The organism is Bacillus sp. FSL K6-3154 (assembly GCF_040869395.1).
In the GTDB taxonomy this organism is placed as follows: domain Bacteria; phylum Bacillota; class Bacilli; order Bacillales; family Bacillaceae; genus Bacillus; species Bacillus safensis.
In genome coordinates this window covers 2,598,601-2,617,687 of the sequence record NZ_CP152033.1, presented here as the reverse complement: position 1 = coordinate 2,617,687, position 19,087 = coordinate 2,598,601, and the positions used below count along the sequence as shown (strand labels likewise).

Below are 19,087 nucleotides of genomic sequence, written 5' to 3'. Positions count from 1 at the left end.
GGTCGTAACACAAAAAAAGGTTAGGAGAATTCTCCTAACCTTTTGCTTTTTTCTGTTTCATGGCTGATAGGAATGCCACAATGAGAAAACTCACAGCAAAAATCACCATCATATAAATAAAAAAGTTTGGCTTGATCTGAAAAGTAAATGCGGAAGAGCCTTCCATCTCAAAAGCGAGACTGTTAAATAATAAAGCATCATTCGTTTTTGATTGAAATAAATGATAGAACAGTACACCGATTGTCAGCATCGGAAAGCCTAAGAATCCTAGAAAACTACCAACTATCGCGCCTTGTTTCATCGCCTGTACGTTCATGATCGTTGTCCTCCCATTCCCCCAAGCAATAGCTGCTTCATAATGGACTTACCATCCCCCATAAACGGAAGAAGATAGAGTAATTGAATAAAATACGTGATTGAAAAGATGAAAAAAGCTGTCGAAACCGGGTTTTCTTTTAGAAATAAAATGGTGACAATAATGCCTGCTGCGCCAATCACACCGGGAACAAGCGGTCCAAGCAGCGTAATCCATACCTGCTTTTTCTGAAATGGGTCTAATACAGGCCTTACAAACTTCACTGACATCATGTCACTCGCAAAAAAGCCTTGAGGACCATCCCGTCCTGCAAATTTTCGATGCGCATAGCCATGTGCCGCCTCATGTAAGGCGGTTCCGGTAATTAACCCGAAATAAATAATCGTAAAATAAATCGCAATGGCTGCAATCGACGGATCAGGAATGAATAAAAAAGCGATCCCTGCCATGACCATAAAAAGCATCCAGAAAAAGATGATTTTACGCGTCACCATGAGCAAAGCCGTCCCAAAAATGTGAAGGAACGAGTGACCAGTACAATCAAATCGTTCCTTCATTTTGACTTGATACTGCTTGAAAAATTGACAGCAGGCTGTCACAATCCGATATGGTGAATGATAATGAATAGACAGCAAGTGATGCTGATTCAATCCCATCATCAGCTGATAAAAATCACGAGCAATCACCGACTCATCGACCTGAAACAAATCGGCGAGCTCTGCGGTAATACTCGCTTCAGTTCTTTTACCGTCCACTTTCGTTAACATATGATAGGCACTTTCATTGATCGGGAGTGTGCTTCCATACTGCGTATCCGTGAGATGCCTTTTTTGTAAGGTCACATACGGCGCTAGTGCCGGTACCCGCTCAATCTTTAGCTTATTGTTAAGAAGTTGAATCATGTGAATACCTCCATGAAAAACCTTTGTATATGGCAAAGATGAGCAGACCCTCAAATGCAGCCACAAGCAGCCATTGAAGCGTTTGACTCGACGCCCCTATGACATAGTTTCCAATAAAAACAATCGGAATCATGAGTAAAATAAGCGCTCCAAATGAAAAAATGCCTGTATAGGGATTGTTTCGATCAAGAGGAAGTAAAATACCTACCATATAAAAGAGCGCAGTCGCATTGCATAACACAGCGGCACCAATCAATGCGTGCCAAATCTGATCAGGAAGCGTCAGCGTTGTCAGCATGAATAAAACAATTTGCAGTACACCTACGAGCAGAAGGCCGATAAACTTATACAAAGCCACTTCCCACGATCTCAGACCAAATGTTTTATACATGCCCAGCATTCGTTTATCATTGCCAAACGAATTGAAGGCTGTTAATCCAGCAAGAGCGCATAGAACAAAAAATGCTTCCTCTTCAAAGCGGAATCCAAACTGATAACGAACGAATAAGATCACAATAAGAAGAATAAGAAAGTTTAAAATGTTTTCTTCATTCCGTACCTGTGACTTCATTTCCTTCATAATAAGTGACCACTTTTTTGAAGAAGAGAATGGTAGCTTGTGTAAAAAGGTTAACGCTTTTTTCTCTGCCATAATCGGCATCATCGCAAGAGAAACAAATGCGCCGCCTGCCGATAAGAGGATGAGCAGAATCAAGATCCCATAATTTACCCCTTCAGGAGGCATTCCTTGTGCGGCTAAGAAAAACGGTGCTGTCAAATACATCAAATGATAATCAAACTGAATATATGATTGCTGAATTTGGCTAATATCAAAGTGCGTCAATCCATACGTGACAACGAGTGCCAATAAAACAAAGATCGCTGCAAATTTTTGCAACGGTAATCTTAATTTCAAAACGAGCAAATAAGTGATATTGTAAATAAACTGCAGCAGCATTAAGACAAAAAGCGACTGCAAAAGCACCATCAAAAAGAAAGTAAAGATAAAGAAAATACCTATTCCCTGGGCAATAAAATTAGGTAAAAGCAGGATGCCGATAAAAAATAAAACAAGCCCTGCCACCACTGTCACCATCGGAATGAAGTATCCAAAACTTTTCTGAAAGGTAGAGAGCGGGAACCAGCTGAGCTGCATAGAAAACCGGTCTTGTTCAGGTGTTCTGACCTTGATCAAAACGAATAACAAGCTTGTAAAAATAGAGGCATTGATCGCCATTGACACGACAAGTAATCCAAGTGAACGTTCATCTCCATTTAAGAAAGCCTTCATAAAGACACCTGTAAAGCTGTATCCGATAATGGCTCCCATTGTGACGGCAAACAAAAAGAATAAGACCACAATGATTCGCTTCGTTTGAGTATCAAAGAGCTTATACATCTCCTGCTGCCACATTTTAAGCATCATTTTAGAAATGATTAATGATTTCATCAAAATGTGCACCCCTATCACTTAACATTGAAGCTTTCAGAAACACCTGTTCCAGTGTGCTTGATTGATACTTCTCCTTTAAGGCTGAGACCGTCCCTTCATCCATTTTATTTCCTTTAGAAATAATGGCGATTTTGTGGCACAGCTCTTCCGCTGAAAGCATATCATGCGTTGAAAGCAAGATCGCACCATGGTGCTCGGCATACCGCTTCATCAGTTTCTTTGTGTTTATAACCGCTTCAATATCAAGTCCTCTAAAGGGCTCATCCATGATCACCAATTGACTATCAAGCATAAATGCAGCAATCAACTGTGTCTTTTTTTTCATTCCATGTGAATAGGTTTCGATCGGTCTTGATAAAGCCGAGTCCATATCAAACAGTTCAATTAGTTGATTTCTTCTGTGAATTGTTTTACATTCATACATAGAAGAAACAAAATCTAAATATTCAGCACCAGTCAATGCTTCAGGGAGCAGCAGGTCATCTGGAACATAGGCTACTTGTTTTTTAAAGGATGGTTCATCATTTGGGACGTCCTGCAAGTGAATCCTTCCTTCTGTATGCTTAATAATGCCGAGTATACAGTTAATCATCGTTGTTTTACCCGAACCATTCGGTCCAGCAACAGCAACGATTTGATGAGGGTCGATCTTTAAATGAAAATCATTGACAGCAGTCACGTTATTTTTATACGTCTTGGTTAAATTCTCGATCGTAAACATATAACCTCCAAGTGTCTGCATATTCTTTAAAAACAGATTAGGCTAAACCGCCCGCCACAGACGGTTTAGCCCTGGTGTCTTATCTAAGAAGCAAAAAGATGAATCCTAAGTATAGCTACTTACATTCAATTTTGACTTTTAAGCCACTTTCCCACTGAACGGCTCCTGTAAAGCTACCCTTGCCGTTTGCGATACACCAAACTGCTGCTCCTAGAACGACTGTTGCTCCCAATCCAAGAAGGACAGCAACAAATACTAAGAACCAAGCTTGGTCCATAATAGCAGGTTCCATAGTGGAATAGTCAACTTGCGGCGCTGCATAAGTCATACTTTTCACCTCCCAGCTTATGATGATCGTATCATAGGCGTTACACTCCAAACATCTACAGAACATCCCATTTTTGACCGAACATACATTTGATTAAAATGTGACTTTTTATTCAATTATTCCCTTTCATCTGTTTAAACCCTCTCTTATTTACTAGATTTTGACACCCCATAAGAACCACAAAACCCATTTAATGTCATTTGCACCATCTTTTTTCTCCTTTTTTTCAAATAGTCCATATTTATCATCTATCATATTTATTCTTTCTTTTTTGTGAGATAGAAAGAATTCCCCCGATATATCAGATAAAAAAGTCCTGATTTTATGTCGCAATAATGCCAATTATGAAATATTTACTGATCATTCTGATAAAAGAGTGGGCATATTTCCCTTCTTTTCTTGACTCTATAAATGTGTATATACAAGAAAAGCGATTGGGAAAAAAGCCCTTACTTTGTTCAGCAGTACACAACATAAGACTCCCGCTATTCTATGAAAAAAAGCAAAGCAGCCATCGCAGACTGCTTTGCTTTTTCATATTTATGAGGAACTAGCAGCAGAGGGAGCATCTGGGAAATGATTGTTCCCAATAATTTCACCAGCTGGCACAGAGAGTCCTGTAGCCCCTGATCTCTTGAATGGAAGGAGCGGGAAAACAAGCTCTGCTAAATAATAAGCTTCTTCTAGATGCGGGTATCCAGAAAAGATAAATGTATCAATGCCTAGAGACTGGTATTCTATGATACGATCTGCTACTGTTTGCGGGTCTCCGACGAGTGCTGTTCCTGCACCGCCGCGTACTAAACCAATGCCTGCCCAAAGATTTGGGCTGATTTCAAGTTTGTCTTTCCTCCCTTGATGCAATTCCACCATCCGTTTTTGACCTACTGAGTCCATCCCCTGTAAAACTTTTTGCGCCTCCTCAATTGTTTTCTGATCTAAATGACGAATCAGATGTTCCGCTGCCTGCCATGCCTCCTCTTCGGTATCTCGCACAATCACATGAAGACGAATGCCAAACTTCACCGTTCTTCCTTCCTTTTCAGCCTGTTTCTTCACTTGAGCAATTTTCTCTTTTACTTGTGCAGGCGGTTCGCCCCAAGTTAAATAGACATCTGTATGCTTGGCGGCTGCTTGAATTCCTGCTGCTGATGATCCGCCAAAAAAGACTGGTGGATGGGGTGTTTGAGCTGGTGGGAATAACAGACGGCCATTCTCCGCTTGTAGATGTTTGCCATGAAATTGTACATTTTCTCCATTCAATAACCGCTTCCAAATTGTCAAAAATTCTTCTGTTGCCTCATAGCGTTCATCATGAGAAATGAACAGCCCATCTCCTTCAAGCTCCTCTTTACTTCCCCCTGCTACCACATTAATCAACAGTCTCCCGCCTGAAAGACGATCTAATGTAGAAGTCATTCTAGCAGCAACAGACGGCTGCATCAGCCCTGGTCTAAGAGCCACGAGGAACTTTAAATGAGTGGTTTCCGCAGCTAAAGCAGCTGCCGTCAGCCATGGATCTTCACATGATCTCCCAGTAGGCAGCAAGACCCCTGTATACCCAAGCTGATCAGCTGCTTGAGCAATCTGTTTAAAATATGGATAGTCTGCCTGTCTTGCCCCTTTTGCTGATCCTAAATAACGGCCGTCTCCATGCGTTGGAATAAACCATAAAATATTCATAACATCGCCCCCTGTTATTATTCACCTTGATAACTAGTGCGCCACTTGAGCAGACGCTTTTCTAACAGACGTACAAATGAATCTGTCAGCTTACCAACTACTGCAAAGATGATAATTCCTACAAACACTTTATCCGTTTGAGAGAATTGCCTTGCATCCATAATCATATAGCCTACCCCGCTGCTTGAACCCATCAACTCAGCTACCACTAAACCAAGCCAAGCAATTCCTAATGACAGTCTCACGCCCAGAAGAATATGAGGAAGAGCAGCCGGTAAAATTAGCTTTGTGATGCTTTGATACACATTAAACTCTAAGGCGCGAGCCACATCAAACAGCTTATTGTCTACACTGCGAATACCTAGAAAAGTATTAATATAAATCGGAAAAAAAGCCCCAAGTGCAATCAATAAAATTTTCGCCGTTTCATCAAAGCCAAACCAGAGGATGAATAAAGGAGTGACCGCTAAATGTGGAACGGTTCTCAACATTTGCAATGTCGGATCTACATACTGCTCTGTTTTTTTAGAAAACCCTACGCATACGCCCAGCAAAAGACCTAAGCCTCCCCCTAGTAAAAATCCACATATCGCTCGATAAAGGCTGATGTATAGATGGCCAAACAGTTCACCAGAACGAATCAACTCTCGAAAGGATTCTGCAATCAAGACAGGCGAAGGCAAGACAGTGGAAGAAACGATTTGAGAACCAGCTATGATCTGCCAAATTGCAATAAGTAGGACAGGTAATACCAGTCCCTTTAACTTATATAAAGAAGAAGCTTTTCTCCTTTTTTTGTTAGACCGCTCAATTTTAGATGCTAAAGCCGGGTTCGAAATAGCTTTCATTTATTCATCTCCTCTTTTAGCATTTTTTCAATAAACGAATTATCTACAACCTGATTGACATCAATTTTCCGCTTGATCGCTTTTGTTTGATATTGAAAATCAGCGGTATGCTGCTGAGCATTGATGATCTTCTTCGAAATGGGCTTATTGAGTGGTTCCGTATTGTTTAATACTTGTGTGACGACCTTCTTATCTAAATTTTTTACACGCGCATATAGAGTAACAGCCTCTTTTCGATGTGCCTTCTGCCATTTCACCGCTTGGTCATAAACCTTTAAAAATTTCACTACTAGTTCAGGATGCTGATCAGCAAACTGAGTTCGAACAAGTGTGAAACCTGGAGAATATAAATCGGTCGCTTCCCCATTCACTAGCAGCTTTGCTCCCTTCTTTATCGTTTCAAGTGATAAGAACGGCTCCCAGATCGACCAAGCATCAACGGACCCATTTTCAAATGCTGATATCGCTTCATCTGGCTGAAGCTGAATGATCTGAACATCCTTCGCAGATAAACCTGCCTGATCTAATACTTTGTATAAAAAGTCAAAGCCACTGCTCCCTTTAGCGACAGCAATTTTTTTCCCTTTTAAGTCTTCTACTTTTTGAATCTTACTGTTCTTATTCACTAAAATACCGTTCGCTTTCAGCCCATCCTGAGATAAACCAATTTCCTTAAAATCAATACCTGCTGCCTGACCTCCTATGACAGGTGAGTTTCCAACTTGCGAGAAATCTAATTGATTTGCAGCAAGTCCTTCAAATTGGGGAGGACCACTTTGAAACTCCACCCACTTTACCTTCACTCCTTCTTTTTCAAATGATTGTTCAAACCACCCTTTTTCCTTTGCTAAAAGCAGCGGGCTCAAACTTTGCTGAATCCCAATCCTAATTTCTTTCACCTTGTTTTCTGAGCCATCTGCTGCTTGATCACACCCTGCTAAAACAAGCAGAAGAGTCAAAAAGATAACGATCATCTGTTTCTTTTTCATGCGATTTCCCCTCCCTAAATCCCTGATCCATCAGTTAGTAACAATTCATCTGTTTTCTCAAATTCTGAAAGCACCTTTTGTCTTAAGCTTTGAAAATCGGTTGACGTTCTATCACGCGGAAAAGGCAGGTTCACAGGAAGAATTTTATGGATTCGGCCAGGTCTCGCTTGCATTAGCACAATTTCATTTCCTAAATAAATCGATTCATCAATATCATGAGTAACGAGAATCATTGTTGTTTTTTTCTCCTGCCAAATGTCCAGCAGCACATCCTGCAAGTGCTTTCGTGTGAATGCATCCAGCGCACCAAATGGTTCATCCAGCAATAAGATTTCCGGATCACGAAGGAGTGCTCTCGCAATGGCAACCCGTTGCGACATTCCTCCGGAGAGCTCATGTGGATAAGCGTGTGCAAATCCTTTTAAACGAACAATTTCAATCAGTTCATCCACTTTGCGGCGTACATCCTGTTGTTTTAAATTGAAATTGGCCGCTATATTTTCTTCGACTGTCAGCCATGGAAACAGGCGGTGTTCCTGAAAGATAAAGCCCTGTTTCATTCCTGGTTCTGTGACCTGTCTGTCTCCTATCAAAATTTGCCCATCATACGCTGTGTCGAGCCCGCCTATGATTTTTAGCAACGTACTTTTCCCGCATCCGCTCGGACCTATTACTGTTATAAATTCACCAGGAATGATGCTCAATCTTAAGTTTTCAAGTACCCGAATGGACTGTTTGTTTTTCCAAAAGGATTTATCCACAATATCAATTGAAATCGTCATTGAAACCTTCACTCCTCTTGCGATCAGATAAATACACAGAAAGGCCCTTATCCCAAAAAGAGATAAGAGCCTTCGCGTTGTCCGATCAGCTAATTATATTGATTTGTTAGCACCATCCTAAATCATATTAATCCCATAAATCAACTCAAATTTATAAAATGGTTATTTTGTCCTTGTATGTTTTTCATCGATCCGATCGTAAATCGCTTCTATTCGTTCCTTGCTGCTGTAAATCTCATATTTGTTCCGCTCAATCAATATGTCTAGTGTGAGATCCATGTGTTTTCTGTATTTTTTTCGTTTTTTCTTTTTTTCCATCTTCATCATCCTTTCTTTTTTCAAATAAAAAAAGGCTCTTCACTCATGCTTGAGTGATAGAGCCTTCGGTTGACCGATCAGCCATTCTTGTTCGTGTTTTCAGTATGCTCATGTTAATACACACTATTCCTACCTGTCAACTATATTTATTGTTTTTTCAGATTTATCTAAAAAATGATTGACCGAGCAGGGAACAAGATTTATAGTCTTATTAAATATTTCTTATCAAAACAGTTGGTTTTATCTAACAAAAGGAGGATTTACACATGTCAGAGGAACGTCCATTTCGTTTAGAAACAAAAGCCATTCACGCAGGTCAGGAGCTTGATTCAGCGACCTATTCAAGAGCCGTGCCTATTTACCAAACGAGCTCATTTGGTTTTAGAGACAGTGAGCATGCAGCGAATTTATTTGGTCTTCAGGAACCGGGAAATATTTATTCACGTATTATGAACCCTACAAATGACGTATTTGAAAAGCGTATCGCTGAGCTTGAAGGTGGAATTGGTGCACTTGCTGTTTCTTCTGGACAAGCAGCGACGACTTATTCTATTTTAAACATTGCAGGAGCCGGAGATGAAATCGTTTCCTCAAGCAGCCTTTATGGCGGCACCTACAATTTATTTGCCCATACACTCAAAAAACTCGGAATTACTGTAAAATTTGTCGATTCATCCAACCTTGAAGAACTCGAAGCAGCGATTACAGACAAAACAAAGGCAGTGTATGCAGAGAGCATTGGGAATCCAAAAGGCGACATTTTACATATTGAAGCCATCTCAGCCATTGCACACAAGCATCATATCCCGCTTATTGTGGACAATACACTCGCCAGCCCTTATTTATTAAGACCTATTGAGTTCGGTGCTGACATTGTCGTCCACTCAGCGACAAAATTTATTGGTGGTCACGGTACATCAATTGGCGGCGTCATCGTTGATAGCGGCCGATTCCCTTGGGCTGACAGCGATAAGTTCAAAGGACTGACTGAACCAGATCCAAGCTATCACGGTCTGACATATACAGAAGCGATTGGAGAAGCGGCTTATATCACAAAAGCACGAGTACAGCTATTACGTGATTTAGGGGCAGCTCTGTCACCATTCAACTCATTTTTACTTCTGCAAGGCTTAGAAACATTACATCTTCGTCTTGAGCGGCATAGTGAAAATGCCTTGAAAACAGCACAATTCTTACAGGATCACCCTCTTGTCGATTGGGTAAGCTATCCGGGTCTTGAAAGTCACGAATCCTATGAGCTTGCTCAAACCTATTTACCAAAAGGACAAGGCGCAATCCTCACATTCGGTATTAAAGGTGGACGCGAAGCAGGTAAAAGGCTCATTGATTCTGTGCAGCTTTTCTCCCACCTCGCAAACGTGGGCGATTCTAAATCCCTCATCATTCACCCTGCCAGCACAACGCATCAGCAATTAAGCGAAGCAGAACAAAAAGCGACAGGTGTCACACCAGAGCTCATTCGTTTATCTGTTGGAACAGAAGCGATTGAAGATATTCTTGCAGATCTTGAACAGGCGATTACAAAAAGTCAGTCTGAATGACATAGAAAAAAGCACACGGCTGTGTGCTTTTTTATTGTTTCTTAATGATTGAGTAATCGAATGTCTTGGAAAGGATAAAATACAAATGAGGTAGTTCCTTGAATATCACGCTTTGTAAAAAGACCTAAGCCGTTGCGGCTGTCCATTGAATTTTGGCGATTGTCCCCCATGACAAAGTACTTTCCTTTTGGAACAGTCAGAGGGCCAAAATCAGGTGTCAGCAAAGTGCCATCTGCAGCTGCTTTCTTTTTGTTTGATGCTAAGTAAGGCTCCGCCACTTTTTTTCCATTAACATATAGCTGATCATTTTTCATTTCAATTTTATCACCAGGTAAACCAATCAATCGTTTGACATAATGAGTGCTGCGGTCTTCCCCATCAAGAACAATGATCTGTCCTCGTTTATAATCACCGAAATAATCAACCGTTTTATTCACAAACACCCGCTCTGTATCATGCAATGTCGGATACATGGAAGATCCTTTGACAATGTATGGCGCGAATAAAAAGTTTCGAATGATAAAAACAGCAATAAATGCGATTAAGATGGCTTTGATCCAGCCCCATAATTCTGATTTCTTTTTTTGTGTTTTTGTATTTGTTGTCATAAGCTCCTCCTGAATTCCCCAAGGACGAAATGTGTGTCACCAGCTGCCAGCCGGCGTCACGCTTGTTTCTCCCTAAATATAAACATATTTTGCCAACAAATCAAGCGAAGAGAGAGAAAAAGGCAAGCACCTTTCTGTGCTTGCCCAAAACTCAGTTAGTTAGCAGAAGAATCCGCTTCTTTTTCTTTGTTTGCTTTACCATAGAAATAATCCGATGGATTCACTGGTTTGAAATCAGATAACTTATGGAATCGAAGAAGATCCCTATAGAGCACTTTATCTGAAAGACTTAACTGATTATCAACACGGGCTTTAATCGCCTCTGTCTTTTTATTTTGTTTCACCACTTTACCCGTTTTCGTATCATAAACGGTATTATCGACAAGTGTATATTTCGGTGTCACATAGTTTCCATTACGGAAGGCAACAGTCTCATCATGCTTTTTAGAGAATAAGTCTGTTCCAAAATTCACGAATTCATTTGAATCGATACCTTGTAAGTGAAGAAGTGTTGGCATAACGTCGACTTCACCACCATACGTATGGTTCACGCCGCCCTTCTTACCAGGAATACGAATCATGAGCGGAACACGCTGGTTTTGTGCATTTTGATAAGGAGTGATTTCTTTCCCTTGAATTTCACTCATTGCACGGTTATGGTTCTCAGAAATACCGTTATGGTCACCATATAATAAAATGACTGAGTCTTTATACATACCTGATTTTTTCAAGTCTTTGAAGAATTGCTCTAATGACTCATCTAAATATCTTGCTGTTTGGAAATAGTTATCGACTGTTTTATCGCCAGTTGTTGCCTTAGCGATTGTCGCATCTTTTTCATCTAAATTAAATGGATAGTGATTTGTCAGTGTCATTAAATGTGCATAAAATGGCTTTTTCATTGATTCTAGCATTGGAATTGATTCTTTGAAGAACGGTTTATCCTTCAGACCCATATTCACAAGGTTTTCTTCATCCATGTTGTAATAGGAAGCATCAAAGAATTGATCAATTCCCATATGTTTATAAATCGTGTCACGGTTCCAGAAAGATTTATAGTCCCCATGAAGTACTGCACTCGTATAGCCTGCTTTTTGATCTAGGATGGCAGGTAGTGATTGGAAGGTATTTTCACCCTTTGTCACAAATGCTGCTCCCTCTGGCAAGCCAAACATACTATTATCCATCATCAGCTCAGCATCTGATGTCTTCCCTTGACCTGTCTGATGGAAGAAGTTATCGAAATACGTAAAGTCGTCTTTCCCATGAGCCAGTTTGTTTAAGAATGGAGTCACTTCTTCTCCATTTAATTTGTAGTCAATTAAGAAAGACTGGAAGCTTTCTAAATGAATTTTAATAATGTTTTTGCCTTTTGCTTTACCAAAATACTCTGCATTTGGCTTCGCATAGTGAGATGACGTATAGTTCACAACATCCGTTAAATCTTCACTGCTTGCATTTGCTACCTGTGTTGCGTTTTGTGCTGCTTGTACCCCATCATAAATCGTATAGTTATAAACACCTAAGTATTTGACAACATACTTATGATCAAAGGTTCTCGTTAATAATTCTGGACGATCCTTTTCAGCCAAATGAAGGTTTACAAAGAACAGTCCAATACCTGCAGCTACAATCAGCAGTGCAAACGTCTTTTTCATTTGGAACTTCTTCACTTCTGGTCTCCAAATGACAATCGCAATCAAAATGATAATATCAAGGAAGTATAAAAGGTCATGCGGCTTAATGCTTGCTAGCACACCGCCAGTCATGCCTCCCCCAAGATTTCCTGCCTGCTTCATTGTTGAGAAAGTCAAAAAGTCATCAAAGAAACGGTAATACGCTACATTTGCATATAAAAGTGCGGTCATAATAAAATCAATAACAATTAAAACAATGGCAGATTTACGCCCCTTCAAAAAGAGAGCAAGTCCAAAAAACACGATGGCTGAACTAAATGGATTCAATAAGAGAAGCCCCTCTTGAAAAGAACCTTTTACTCCTAAATTAAAGTCCATTTTGTAGGCTGTGTACGATTTAGCCCAGAATAAAAGGACAGCCAAAACAAAAAAGCTATATTTGTTTGCAAATATTTTTTTCATAAAACCTCTTCTTTCTTATCATCGTTCTGATATAAATGAAATCATAAAAAATTTACATTCATTTTGCAAATGTAAATCTTCTTCGCCAAGCATGCCGATGCTCTGTCTCCGCCGGATACATGCGCTCCTTTAATATAACGAATGAGAAGCATCATAAGTTTCAAAAAAAATACGAGTAAATAAAAGGAAAAATATCCATTTACATTAAATTTACGCACACTTCATGTTTTAGTGGATGAAGAAGGTTTTGTAAATCACTCAGTATTACTTTACTTTTTTCATCTATTCGTGTCAAAGTAATTATAAAGAAAAGGAAGAATCACCTAGGCTTTTCGACTCATTTACCCAAATTTATACAAAATTCGATCCTTGCTTCTTTTATTGTGACTCAACCTCCATTAATCCATGTACCTCCCTAAAAAACAGTTTTAAACAAAAAAAGCTTGATTTCCCCTACTGATGTGCGGTGTGATAAAGAGGTAGAACTTGATCACAACACTTATATGTTCATGACAAAAAAATCAGGCTGGAGGACATCACATGAAGATTAACAAACAAATCAACACTTTTGAAGAGAGATTTTCAGAAGATGTAGTCACTATCATTGCTGTTACAGGACCTTCTGGCGTAGGGGCAGGAAAAGCAGGCCAGGCACCTCTTTGGACCGCTTCTATTCCACTGATTGCTTGGAAAGAAAACGGCCGTATCACAACCGAAAATGTAAGACTTTGCTGGTTAACAGATGACGAGGGATTAAGGGAAAAACAGGCACAATTACATAAAGAATCAATCGTTACACTTCAGGTTCGAAAAGGCGAAGGTGAATTCATGCTTGTATCTTTGATCAATACAGACACAAAAGATCAAGCGCTTCAAGAAATTTTAGAAGAAGCCCAAAAGCCTGTGTATTATCATGATGATACACTTGGCACCTTTGAGTTAGTGAAAGGACTAGACTTATTTGAAAAGACGATCCAATGGAGCAATGAAGAGTGCCTTCTCTACTTCAACCTCGAAGAAGATGAAAAAATAAATGACTCTCTTCGAACAGCAAACCAACTTATGCAAGAGCAAGCCAAATGGGATTCTTCTATTAAATCATTTGCCGCGAATCAGCTGATAGATCTAGCAAAGGATTGGCAGGAACAAGACGAATCAGCTGAAAAGCAAGAAGAACTCACACTGAATCAATTTATAAGCCGCATTTCACTTGAAAGCCTGCATGTTTACCCTGAGGGAGAGTTTGAAGTCTACTATCATGACGGTGATTTATTTTGGGGTCATGTCATTATTGTCACAGGAAATATAAATGGCACATTTCATGATGCACACATTGCAGGCTAAAGGCTGGAGGAATAACCCATGGAAATCAAAGCTTTTCAAGAATTAAATCTAATCGGGAAAACGCCAGCCATCGCCAAAATTGGCGGCTTCCGTCCTGATCCAGCTATACACAGCTGGTTTGCCGGCCATTTTTTCATCGATCCTAACCAAGGCTGGCCGACAGATCAAGATGGGGCCATGATTCCGATTTTACAAATTTATTTACCAGAAGTGCCAGGAGGAATGAACGGCTTCAATGAATGTAAGCTGATTCAAATTTTTCTTAATCAGAAAACACTTCCGATTGATATCACCAAAAACGGTGAAGGCTGGAAGCTCATTGAATATGCATCAATCGAAGGTTTAGAAGTAGCTGAAACTCCTGAAGAAGTGAGAGGGCTCAAAGCCTTTCAAATCCAATGGAACGAAAATGAGCAAAGGGACTTCCCTTGCTGGGAAGAAGCATGGTCATACGTCGATTTATCAGAAGTCAACGAAAGTGAAGAAGCCACAAACCACTTCTTTAATCAATACACAAATTATTCGTTCACAAAAATCGGTGGATATGGGGCGTATATTCAATCCCCGCCCCATCAACAACAAGGCGAATTCATGCTGCAAATCGCCTCAGAAGAAAAACCTCGTTTCATGATTGGTGATAACGGCACGATGTATTTCTATTATGACAAAGAATCAAAAGAATGGTTTATGCACTGGGATTGTTTTTAACGTTTATTGAATGAAACCTCGCCTTCTCCTAAGCGTAATGAATAACAATGAAAGGAGGAAGCAAAATGGGATTCATTTTAGACATCTTTTCACTTGCTGTGTATATCCCTTTTCTACAAGTGGATGAAGAGGATATCTCGAGGAACGCAGCACATCTCAAAAAATATTACTGGTTTCAAACACTATTACATGATCAAACTTGCAGAGAGCTCATCATTTATGATCCCGATGTTCGACGTGTCATAGGCAGGTTTAAAACGGAGAAACTCCATAAGAAGCGCTACAACTTAAGATGCAAACGTAAATTACTACAAGCATTACAGCATGCAATGTAAACTGACAACAAGAGCCGCACTTTCCTGTGGCTCTTGTTTATCAATTGAATCGTTCCTTTTGAAGAAAACATTTGACGCCTGGACAACTCTCCCCGTATATTATGTATAAATCCATCTTTTTCAAAGAAAAGGAGGCCTCACATGCGCTTGTTTAAGAACTGGAGAAAAAAGCAGCCTGCACAGCAAATCACTTCAGAAAAGCAAGTAGACAGCATTCCAATCAATTTCTCCACACTTCCCTTTGGCACAGACACCGTCGATGATTTTTTGTTCAATCTAGACCTGACCTCCAAGCTCACAGATCCCTATAAAGAAACAGATACGAACAAGCTTACCTAGATCTTCGTAAATCCTCATCCAATACTGGATGATTTTTTTATACTCAATGAAAGGTGTATCCAATGAAAACATTTTATATCGTCAGACACTGCCAAGCAGATGGACAATCTAAAGATGCAGCTTTAACACCACAAGGCATCACTCAATCTCATGAACTGGCACAGTTTTTTTCCAGCATTCATCTCAATCAAATTATCACAAGTCCTTATAAACGAGCGATCCAAACTACTGAGCCTCTTGCTCATGCAAAACAGCTCGAGATAAAAATCGATCAGCGCCTCTCTGAACGTGTATTAAGCAGCAAACCAATAGACGATTGGTATGAGAAACTAAAGCTCAGTTTTACAGACTTACATATGACCTGTGAAGGCGGAGAATCGAGCCAAGAAGCCATGAATCGTATTGTAGAAGCACTCCACGAACAAATAAAATTAGAAACAGATCATACCCTATTCGTCACACATGGCAATATCATGAGCCTGCTTCTTAAACATGCCGATCCAACGCTTGGATTCGAGGAGTGGAAGAAACTAAGCAATCCAGATGTCTATACCCTGAGATATTTCAAACCAAATCATGTAGAAATAGAACGAATATGGCATAAATAAACGGCAGAATGAACTCTGCCGTTTTCTCATCTATTGCTGATAATAAAAGGACTCTACCCACTCATACGGTTTCTTACGCTCCGCACACCATTTCATAAAGCCTCTTGTCTCCGTCTGCTGAAACGTCATCCAGTCCGTTAAAAGTTGGCCATAATAGACGGCTTGTTTTTGAACATTGGTTCGAATTCTTTTATCTTGAATCAGCATCATAACACGTTCAATCCCTTGAATTCTCTCTTGATCCTTCTCATAGGTGCTTAAATAAAGATCTTCATGTATATGATGAAACGAATACCACAAGGCCGATAAATAGGTTTCGCAAATTTGAACAATCACACGCTGTTCCTTGCTGCCCCCAAGCTCTAGTGCCTTCAATAAATGAGGCAGCCCTTCTCCCTGATGCACAAACAAACCTTGCCAGCGATACGGTCTCACATCCAATGGATCAACATTCTCCCACGTTTGAAAAACAGGCTGGATTACCCCATTTACCAGCGGATACACAAGCAGATGATGACCATCCTCAAACCGTTCAATCCACTCAAACAGCCAAGCAGCAAATTCCCGCTGTACTTCAAAATCGTTCTCTTTCATCTCTTCAATAAAGGCCTGAAGAACGTTTAGCGCATCTTTACGCAGGCCCTGTTCTTTTCTCACACAGTACTGTCTAAAAAGAGGATAATCATTTACTCCCTCGTCTTGAATGATAGCCTGTAATATCGTCTTCGTTTGCATAATCACAACGCCGCCTCTTTACATCCATTCTTTTCCATGTTCATGAATAAATTGAATGTCTTTTTGATAATGTTCAAGATGTCCTTCTTGAATCATGTTTTGAAAAGCGATATCCCCCTCACTCGCTTTTCGTTTCATATACTGACATAATCCTTCTAAACGCAGCAGCACCATATCCAAATAATCTTCTGCTATTTCCTCACCATAAGCTTCAAAAAACAGTTTCACTCTATGCTTTATCTGGTCTGCATGGTCTGATGAATGATAGTTCACGATGTCTCCTGTTTTGGTGCGAAAAAACCTACTGATAGGTACACATGTATACAGAGTATATGCCATATCCCAAAGTCTTGGACCAGGAGCAGCTACATCAAAATCAATGATACCTACTGGTTTTTCATTATTGAAAATGATGTTGTACATTGCAAAATCATTATGACACACAACCTCTATTTCGACAGGCGTATTGTCCATTCGTTCCCAATCGTCTGAAATGGGAAAATCATGAACAGCATCATGATACAGTCTAAGCATTCTCGCTATTTCTTTTAAGGCATGGTGAGAGCACATATATTCTTTTAAAGGCTCATGACCGGCTACGCCTTCAATGAAGGACAATATCTCTCTACCTTGTTCATCAACCCCTAAAAACTTTGGAGCATAGGAGAAATTCTTTTTTTCTAAATGCTTTAGCAGCTTTCGTATATTGATATTGTCTGACTTTACTTCTCGACGAACCGTATCTCCCGAACGATATACGTTCGAGACATTTCCACCTGTCAATAACTCTTCATGAGCATTTTGTTTTTTCATCAATTCTCCCCTCAAACTGGGTCACCATGTTGATGTCAGTTAAAGATGTGTATGTACCCACAAATATTCAAATTTAGTTACTCAAAGGTAGTACAACAGTTTTATGTGAATGTGCTGCTCCATTTTGTTTCCTTACATGGTTAAATGTATCTTATCAAATGTTGCAAATCATCTAAAGATTATTCTGCTAAAAGAAGTACATACTCATTATGTTCTAATAGGTTCCTATTTTTTATCTAAATAACTCATTTAAACCACAAAAAAACGTTTTACCACGAGGGTGAAACGTTAGGTTCATGGAAAAACCAATCATGAAACTTTTAACAGATACCGGTGGCCGGGGTCGAACCAGATGATAAATTATTCCAAAAAGGCAAGGTATACCCTCTTATAGTAAAGCACCCGTTAATGAATGAAGAATTAAAGCTCTTCCTGATATATTTCTGATTTTATCGGCTTTAAACTCAAAGGTATTTTAAACTCATGAATACTTTCAATATGATAAAAAAAATGATCGATATCGTCATAATCCATTGACCATTCTTCTACCACCTTTAACTTTTTTAACTCGCTTGTTGGTTTAAATAAAAATTCACAGTGTAGTTGTTCCATGTGAGAATAATCATCTTCTTCATAAACTGTAAACTGACGTACAAAGTCAAAATGAAATACTTCCTCTCCTGTAAAATCATAGACACCACACTGAAATAAAATTTCTTTATCTTCTTCGCCCTCAACTGTCTCCTTTGAAAAAGCCTTAAATGTTTCCCAAACCTTTTTTATATCATCGGTATCTTCACCAATGCTATCTTTAAGATAACTTTCAGCATTTTTAACCGTAATCATTACAACACCTCTTATGTACAATTTATATCCAATCCTTCTTCAATTATCCTGCCTCTTTAGTTTAATCATAAGGTAACCATCAATAAAGTAAAAGTAATCTCCTTAATATGTTCCTCTGTCATATTGCTGTTAGAGAATTAAGAAACGCCTTAAAAATTTATTACTCACAGTCCTAAACAAATAATTCAATAGCTTCCCGAAATGATTCAACATAAGACTTAGTTTCCTTTTCTAAAATTGCCAATTCACCTTGGTCTAAGATATTTTTACGTCTTGCCATTTAGCTAGGTCCCCTTTCAGCAGTGAAACGATTTGAAGTAATTTTATCGTGTGAAAAATCAGCTAAAAAACAAATAAAAAACGCCCTCCTACAATTTGTAGAAAGACGTTTTAAACGTTGATATTCTTTAATTCTTCTGTGATTGACGATAATAAAGAATATCGAAAACTAGATACCGGTGGCCGGGGTCGAACCGGCACTCCGTGAGGAACACGATTTTGAGTCGTGCGCGTCTGCCAATTCCGCCACACCGGCATGATCATTAAAGAGCGCAACTTATATTTAAAAACAATGGTGCCGAGGGCCGGACTTGAACCGGCACGGTAGTCACCTACCGCAGGATTTTAAGTCCTGTGTGTCTGCCAATTCCACCACCCCGGCAGTCTTTTCAAAAAAGGCGACACCCGGATTTGAACCGGGGATAAAGGTTTTGCAGACCTCTGCCTTACCACTTGGCTATGCCGCCATTA

21 protein-coding genes and 3 tRNA genes are annotated in these 19,087 nt (G+C 39.6%); 6 read left to right on the top strand and 18 right to left on the bottom strand.

What is annotated here, in order from left to right; genetic code table 11:
• Nucleotides 1–34: 34 nt before the first annotated feature.
• The 10 genes from MHH61_RS13465 to MHH61_RS13420 all read right to left on the bottom strand — a co-directional run bounded on the left by MHH61_RS13465 (nucleotide 35) and on the right by MHH61_RS13420 (nucleotide 8,340).
• Nucleotides 35–316 (bottom strand): hypothetical protein, encoded by a 282-nt coding sequence (locus tag MHH61_RS13465; protein ID WP_024425332.1) that lies wholly within the window; start codon nucleotides 314–316, stop codon nucleotides 35–37.
• Nucleotides 313–1,218: a PqqD family protein gene (locus tag MHH61_RS13460; protein WP_025093297.1), complete on the bottom strand. Its 906-nt coding sequence runs from the start codon at nucleotides 1,216–1,218 to the stop codon at nucleotides 313–315. The genes MHH61_RS13465 and MHH61_RS13460 overlap by 4 nt, the downstream gene beginning before the upstream one ends.
• Entirely contained in the window at nucleotides 1,202–2,668 is a 1,467-nt protein-coding gene (locus tag MHH61_RS13455; protein ID WP_125587351.1) for a hypothetical protein, read from the bottom strand. The genes MHH61_RS13460 and MHH61_RS13455 overlap by 17 nt, the downstream gene beginning before the upstream one ends.
• Nucleotides 2,646–3,392 (bottom strand): ABC transporter ATP-binding protein, encoded by a 747-nt coding sequence (locus MHH61_RS13450; protein ID WP_025093295.1) that lies wholly within the window; start codon nucleotides 3,390–3,392, stop codon nucleotides 2,646–2,648. Before MHH61_RS13450 ends, MHH61_RS13455 begins: the two co-directional genes overlap by 23 nt.
• 115 nt (nucleotides 3,393–3,507) lie before the next feature.
• A complete protein-coding gene (locus MHH61_RS13445; RefSeq protein WP_024425336.1) occupies nucleotides 3,508–3,720 on the bottom strand; it encodes a hypothetical protein in 213 nt (70 codons plus the stop codon).
• Between the two features lie 540 nt (nucleotides 3,721–4,260).
• Entirely contained in the window at nucleotides 4,261–5,403 is a 1,143-nt protein-coding gene (gene ssuD / locus MHH61_RS13440) for an FMNH2-dependent alkanesulfonate monooxygenase (protein ID WP_125587352.1), read from the bottom strand.
• A gap of 17 nt (nucleotides 5,404–5,420) precedes the next feature.
• On the bottom strand, nucleotides 5,421–6,251 hold the full coding sequence (locus MHH61_RS13435; protein WP_024425338.1) for an ABC transporter permease: 831 nt from the start codon (nucleotides 6,249–6,251) through the stop codon (nucleotides 5,421–5,423).
• Nucleotides 6,248–7,240 (bottom strand): aliphatic sulfonate ABC transporter substrate-binding protein, encoded by a 993-nt coding sequence (locus tag MHH61_RS13430; protein ID WP_125587353.1) that lies wholly within the window; start codon nucleotides 7,238–7,240, stop codon nucleotides 6,248–6,250. Before MHH61_RS13430 ends, MHH61_RS13435 begins: the two co-directional genes overlap by 4 nt.
• Nucleotides 7,241–7,254: 14 nt before the next feature.
• Entirely contained in the window at nucleotides 7,255–8,022 is a 768-nt protein-coding gene (locus MHH61_RS13425; protein ID WP_125587354.1) for an ABC transporter ATP-binding protein, read from the bottom strand.
• Between the two features lie 162 nt (nucleotides 8,023–8,184).
• A complete protein-coding gene (locus MHH61_RS13420) occupies nucleotides 8,185–8,340 on the bottom strand; it encodes an FbpB family small basic protein (RefSeq protein WP_029706872.1) in 156 nt (51 codons plus the stop codon).
• 266 nt (nucleotides 8,341–8,606) lie between these two features.
• Between MHH61_RS13420 and MHH61_RS13415 the strand changes: the two genes are divergently transcribed.
• On the top strand, nucleotides 8,607–9,902 hold the full coding sequence (locus tag MHH61_RS13415) for a homocysteine synthase (protein ID WP_034624044.1): 1,296 nt from the start codon (nucleotides 8,607–8,609) through the stop codon (nucleotides 9,900–9,902).
• A gap of 41 nt (nucleotides 9,903–9,943) precedes the next feature.
• On the opposite strand, the gene lepB is transcribed toward MHH61_RS13415, so the two are convergent.
• Together lepB and MHH61_RS13405 are read right to left on the bottom strand one after the other, a co-directional pair.
• Nucleotides 9,944–10,510 (bottom strand): signal peptidase I, encoded by a 567-nt coding sequence (lepB, locus tag MHH61_RS13410; RefSeq protein WP_024425343.1) that lies wholly within the window; start codon nucleotides 10,508–10,510, stop codon nucleotides 9,944–9,946.
• Nucleotides 10,511–10,665: 155 nt separating this feature from the next.
• Nucleotides 10,666–12,609 (bottom strand): LTA synthase family protein, encoded by a 1,944-nt coding sequence (locus MHH61_RS13405; protein ID WP_024427404.1) that lies wholly within the window; start codon nucleotides 12,607–12,609, stop codon nucleotides 10,666–10,668.
• A 540-nt stretch (nucleotides 12,610–13,149) separates the two neighbouring features.
• On the opposite strand from MHH61_RS13405, the gene MHH61_RS13400 reads away from it, so the two are divergent.
• The 5 genes from MHH61_RS13400 (at nucleotide 13,150) to MHH61_RS13380 (ending at nucleotide 15,943) form a co-directional block, all read left to right on the top strand.
• Nucleotides 13,150–13,953, top strand: coding sequence for a DUF2262 domain-containing protein (locus MHH61_RS13400; RefSeq protein ID WP_125587355.1), 804 nt, complete (start codon nucleotides 13,150–13,152; stop codon nucleotides 13,951–13,953).
• An 18-nt stretch (nucleotides 13,954–13,971) separates the two neighbouring features.
• Nucleotides 13,972–14,661, top strand: coding sequence for a DUF1963 domain-containing protein (locus tag MHH61_RS13395; RefSeq protein ID WP_125587356.1), 690 nt, complete (start codon nucleotides 13,972–13,974; stop codon nucleotides 14,659–14,661).
• Between the two features lie 65 nt (nucleotides 14,662–14,726).
• Entirely contained in the window at nucleotides 14,727–14,996 is a 270-nt protein-coding gene (locus MHH61_RS13390) for a hypothetical protein (protein ID WP_125587357.1), read from the top strand.
• Nucleotides 14,997–15,137: 141 nt separating this feature from the next.
• Nucleotides 15,138–15,335: a hypothetical protein gene (locus tag MHH61_RS13385; protein ID WP_125587358.1), complete on the top strand. Its 198-nt coding sequence runs from the start codon at nucleotides 15,138–15,140 to the stop codon at nucleotides 15,333–15,335.
• A gap of 62 nt (nucleotides 15,336–15,397) precedes the next feature.
• Nucleotides 15,398–15,943: a histidine phosphatase family protein gene (locus MHH61_RS13380; protein ID WP_125587359.1), complete on the top strand. Its 546-nt coding sequence runs from the start codon at nucleotides 15,398–15,400 to the stop codon at nucleotides 15,941–15,943.
• 30 nt (nucleotides 15,944–15,973) lie between these two features.
• Here MHH61_RS13380 and MHH61_RS13375 read toward each other — a convergent pair whose 3' ends face one another.
• The 6 genes from MHH61_RS13375 to MHH61_RS13350 form a co-directional block, all read right to left on the bottom strand.
• Nucleotides 15,974–16,678, bottom strand: a complete 705-nt coding sequence (locus tag MHH61_RS13375) for a hypothetical protein (protein ID WP_024425350.1) — start codon at nucleotides 16,676–16,678, stop codon at nucleotides 15,974–15,976.
• Nucleotides 16,679–16,696: 18 nt separating this feature from the next.
• Complete coding sequence (locus MHH61_RS13370) at nucleotides 16,697–17,491, bottom strand: phosphotransferase (protein WP_125587360.1); 795 nt, start codon at nucleotides 17,489–17,491, stop codon at nucleotides 16,697–16,699.
• Between the two features lie 420 nt (nucleotides 17,492–17,911).
• Entirely contained in the window at nucleotides 17,912–18,337 is a 426-nt protein-coding gene (locus tag MHH61_RS13365; protein WP_029707812.1) for a hypothetical protein, read from the bottom strand.
• Between the two features lie 453 nt (nucleotides 18,338–18,790).
• Nucleotides 18,791–18,872, bottom strand: a tRNA-Leu gene (locus MHH61_RS13360).
• A 37-nt stretch (nucleotides 18,873–18,909) separates the two neighbouring features.
• Nucleotides 18,910–18,998 (bottom strand) — tRNA-Leu (locus MHH61_RS13355).
• Nucleotides 18,999–19,012: 14 nt separating this feature from the next.
• Nucleotides 19,013–19,083: transfer RNA gene (locus tag MHH61_RS13350), tRNA-Cys, on the bottom strand.
• Nucleotides 19,084–19,087 lie beyond the last annotated feature (4 nt).

Excerpts from the sequence above, each read along its gene's own strand:
- MHH61_RS13465 (WP_024425332.1), bottom strand. The coding sequence starts at position 316 with ATGAACGTACAGGCGATGAAACAAGGCGCGATAGTTGGTAGTTTTCTA.
- MHH61_RS13460 (WP_025093297.1), bottom strand. The coding sequence starts at position 1,218 with ATGATTCAACTTCTTAACAATAAGCTAAAGATTGAGCGGGTACCGGCA.
- MHH61_RS13455 (WP_125587351.1), bottom strand. The coding sequence starts at position 2,668 with ATGAAATCATTAATCATTTCTAAAATGATGCTTAAAATGTGGCAGCAG.
- MHH61_RS13450 (WP_025093295.1), bottom strand. The coding sequence starts at position 3,392 with ATGTTTACGATCGAGAATTTAACCAAGACGTATAAAAATAACGTGACT.
- MHH61_RS13445 (WP_024425336.1), bottom strand. The coding sequence starts at position 3,720 with ATGACTTATGCAGCGCCGCAAGTTGACTATTCCACTATGGAACCTGCT.
- ssuD (WP_125587352.1), bottom strand. The coding sequence starts at position 5,403 with ATGAATATTTTATGGTTTATTCCAACGCATGGAGACGGCCGTTATTTA.
- MHH61_RS13435 (WP_024425338.1), bottom strand. The coding sequence starts at position 6,251 with ATGAAAGCTATTTCGAACCCGGCTTTAGCATCTAAAATTGAGCGGTCT.
- MHH61_RS13430 (WP_125587353.1), bottom strand. The coding sequence starts at position 7,240 with ATGAAAAAGAAACAGATGATCGTTATCTTTTTGACTCTTCTGCTTGTT.
- MHH61_RS13425 (WP_125587354.1), bottom strand. The coding sequence starts at position 8,022 with ATGACGATTTCAATTGATATTGTGGATAAATCCTTTTGGAAAAACAAA.
- MHH61_RS13420 (WP_029706872.1), bottom strand. The coding sequence starts at position 8,340 with ATGGAAAAAAAGAAAAAACGAAAAAAATACAGAAAACACATGGATCTC.
- MHH61_RS13415 (WP_034624044.1), top strand. The coding sequence starts at position 8,607 with ATGTCAGAGGAACGTCCATTTCGTTTAGAAACAAAAGCCATTCACGCA.
- lepB (WP_024425343.1), bottom strand. The coding sequence starts at position 10,510 with ATGACAACAAATACAAAAACACAAAAAAAGAAATCAGAATTATGGGGC.
- MHH61_RS13405 (WP_024427404.1), bottom strand. The coding sequence starts at position 12,609 with ATGAAAAAAATATTTGCAAACAAATATAGCTTTTTTGTTTTGGCTGTC.
- MHH61_RS13400 (WP_125587355.1), top strand. The coding sequence starts at position 13,150 with ATGAAGATTAACAAACAAATCAACACTTTTGAAGAGAGATTTTCAGAA.
- MHH61_RS13395 (WP_125587356.1), top strand. The coding sequence starts at position 13,972 with ATGGAAATCAAAGCTTTTCAAGAATTAAATCTAATCGGGAAAACGCCA.
- MHH61_RS13390 (WP_125587357.1), top strand. The coding sequence starts at position 14,727 with ATGGGATTCATTTTAGACATCTTTTCACTTGCTGTGTATATCCCTTTT.
- MHH61_RS13385 (WP_125587358.1), top strand. The coding sequence starts at position 15,138 with ATGCGCTTGTTTAAGAACTGGAGAAAAAAGCAGCCTGCACAGCAAATC.
- MHH61_RS13380 (WP_125587359.1), top strand. The coding sequence starts at position 15,398 with ATGAAAACATTTTATATCGTCAGACACTGCCAAGCAGATGGACAATCT.
- MHH61_RS13375 (WP_024425350.1), bottom strand. The coding sequence starts at position 16,678 with ATGCAAACGAAGACGATATTACAGGCTATCATTCAAGACGAGGGAGTA.
- MHH61_RS13370 (WP_125587360.1), bottom strand. The coding sequence starts at position 17,491 with ATGAAAAAACAAAATGCTCATGAAGAGTTATTGACAGGTGGAAATGTC.
- MHH61_RS13365 (WP_029707812.1), bottom strand. The coding sequence starts at position 18,337 with ATGATTACGGTTAAAAATGCTGAAAGTTATCTTAAAGATAGCATTGGT.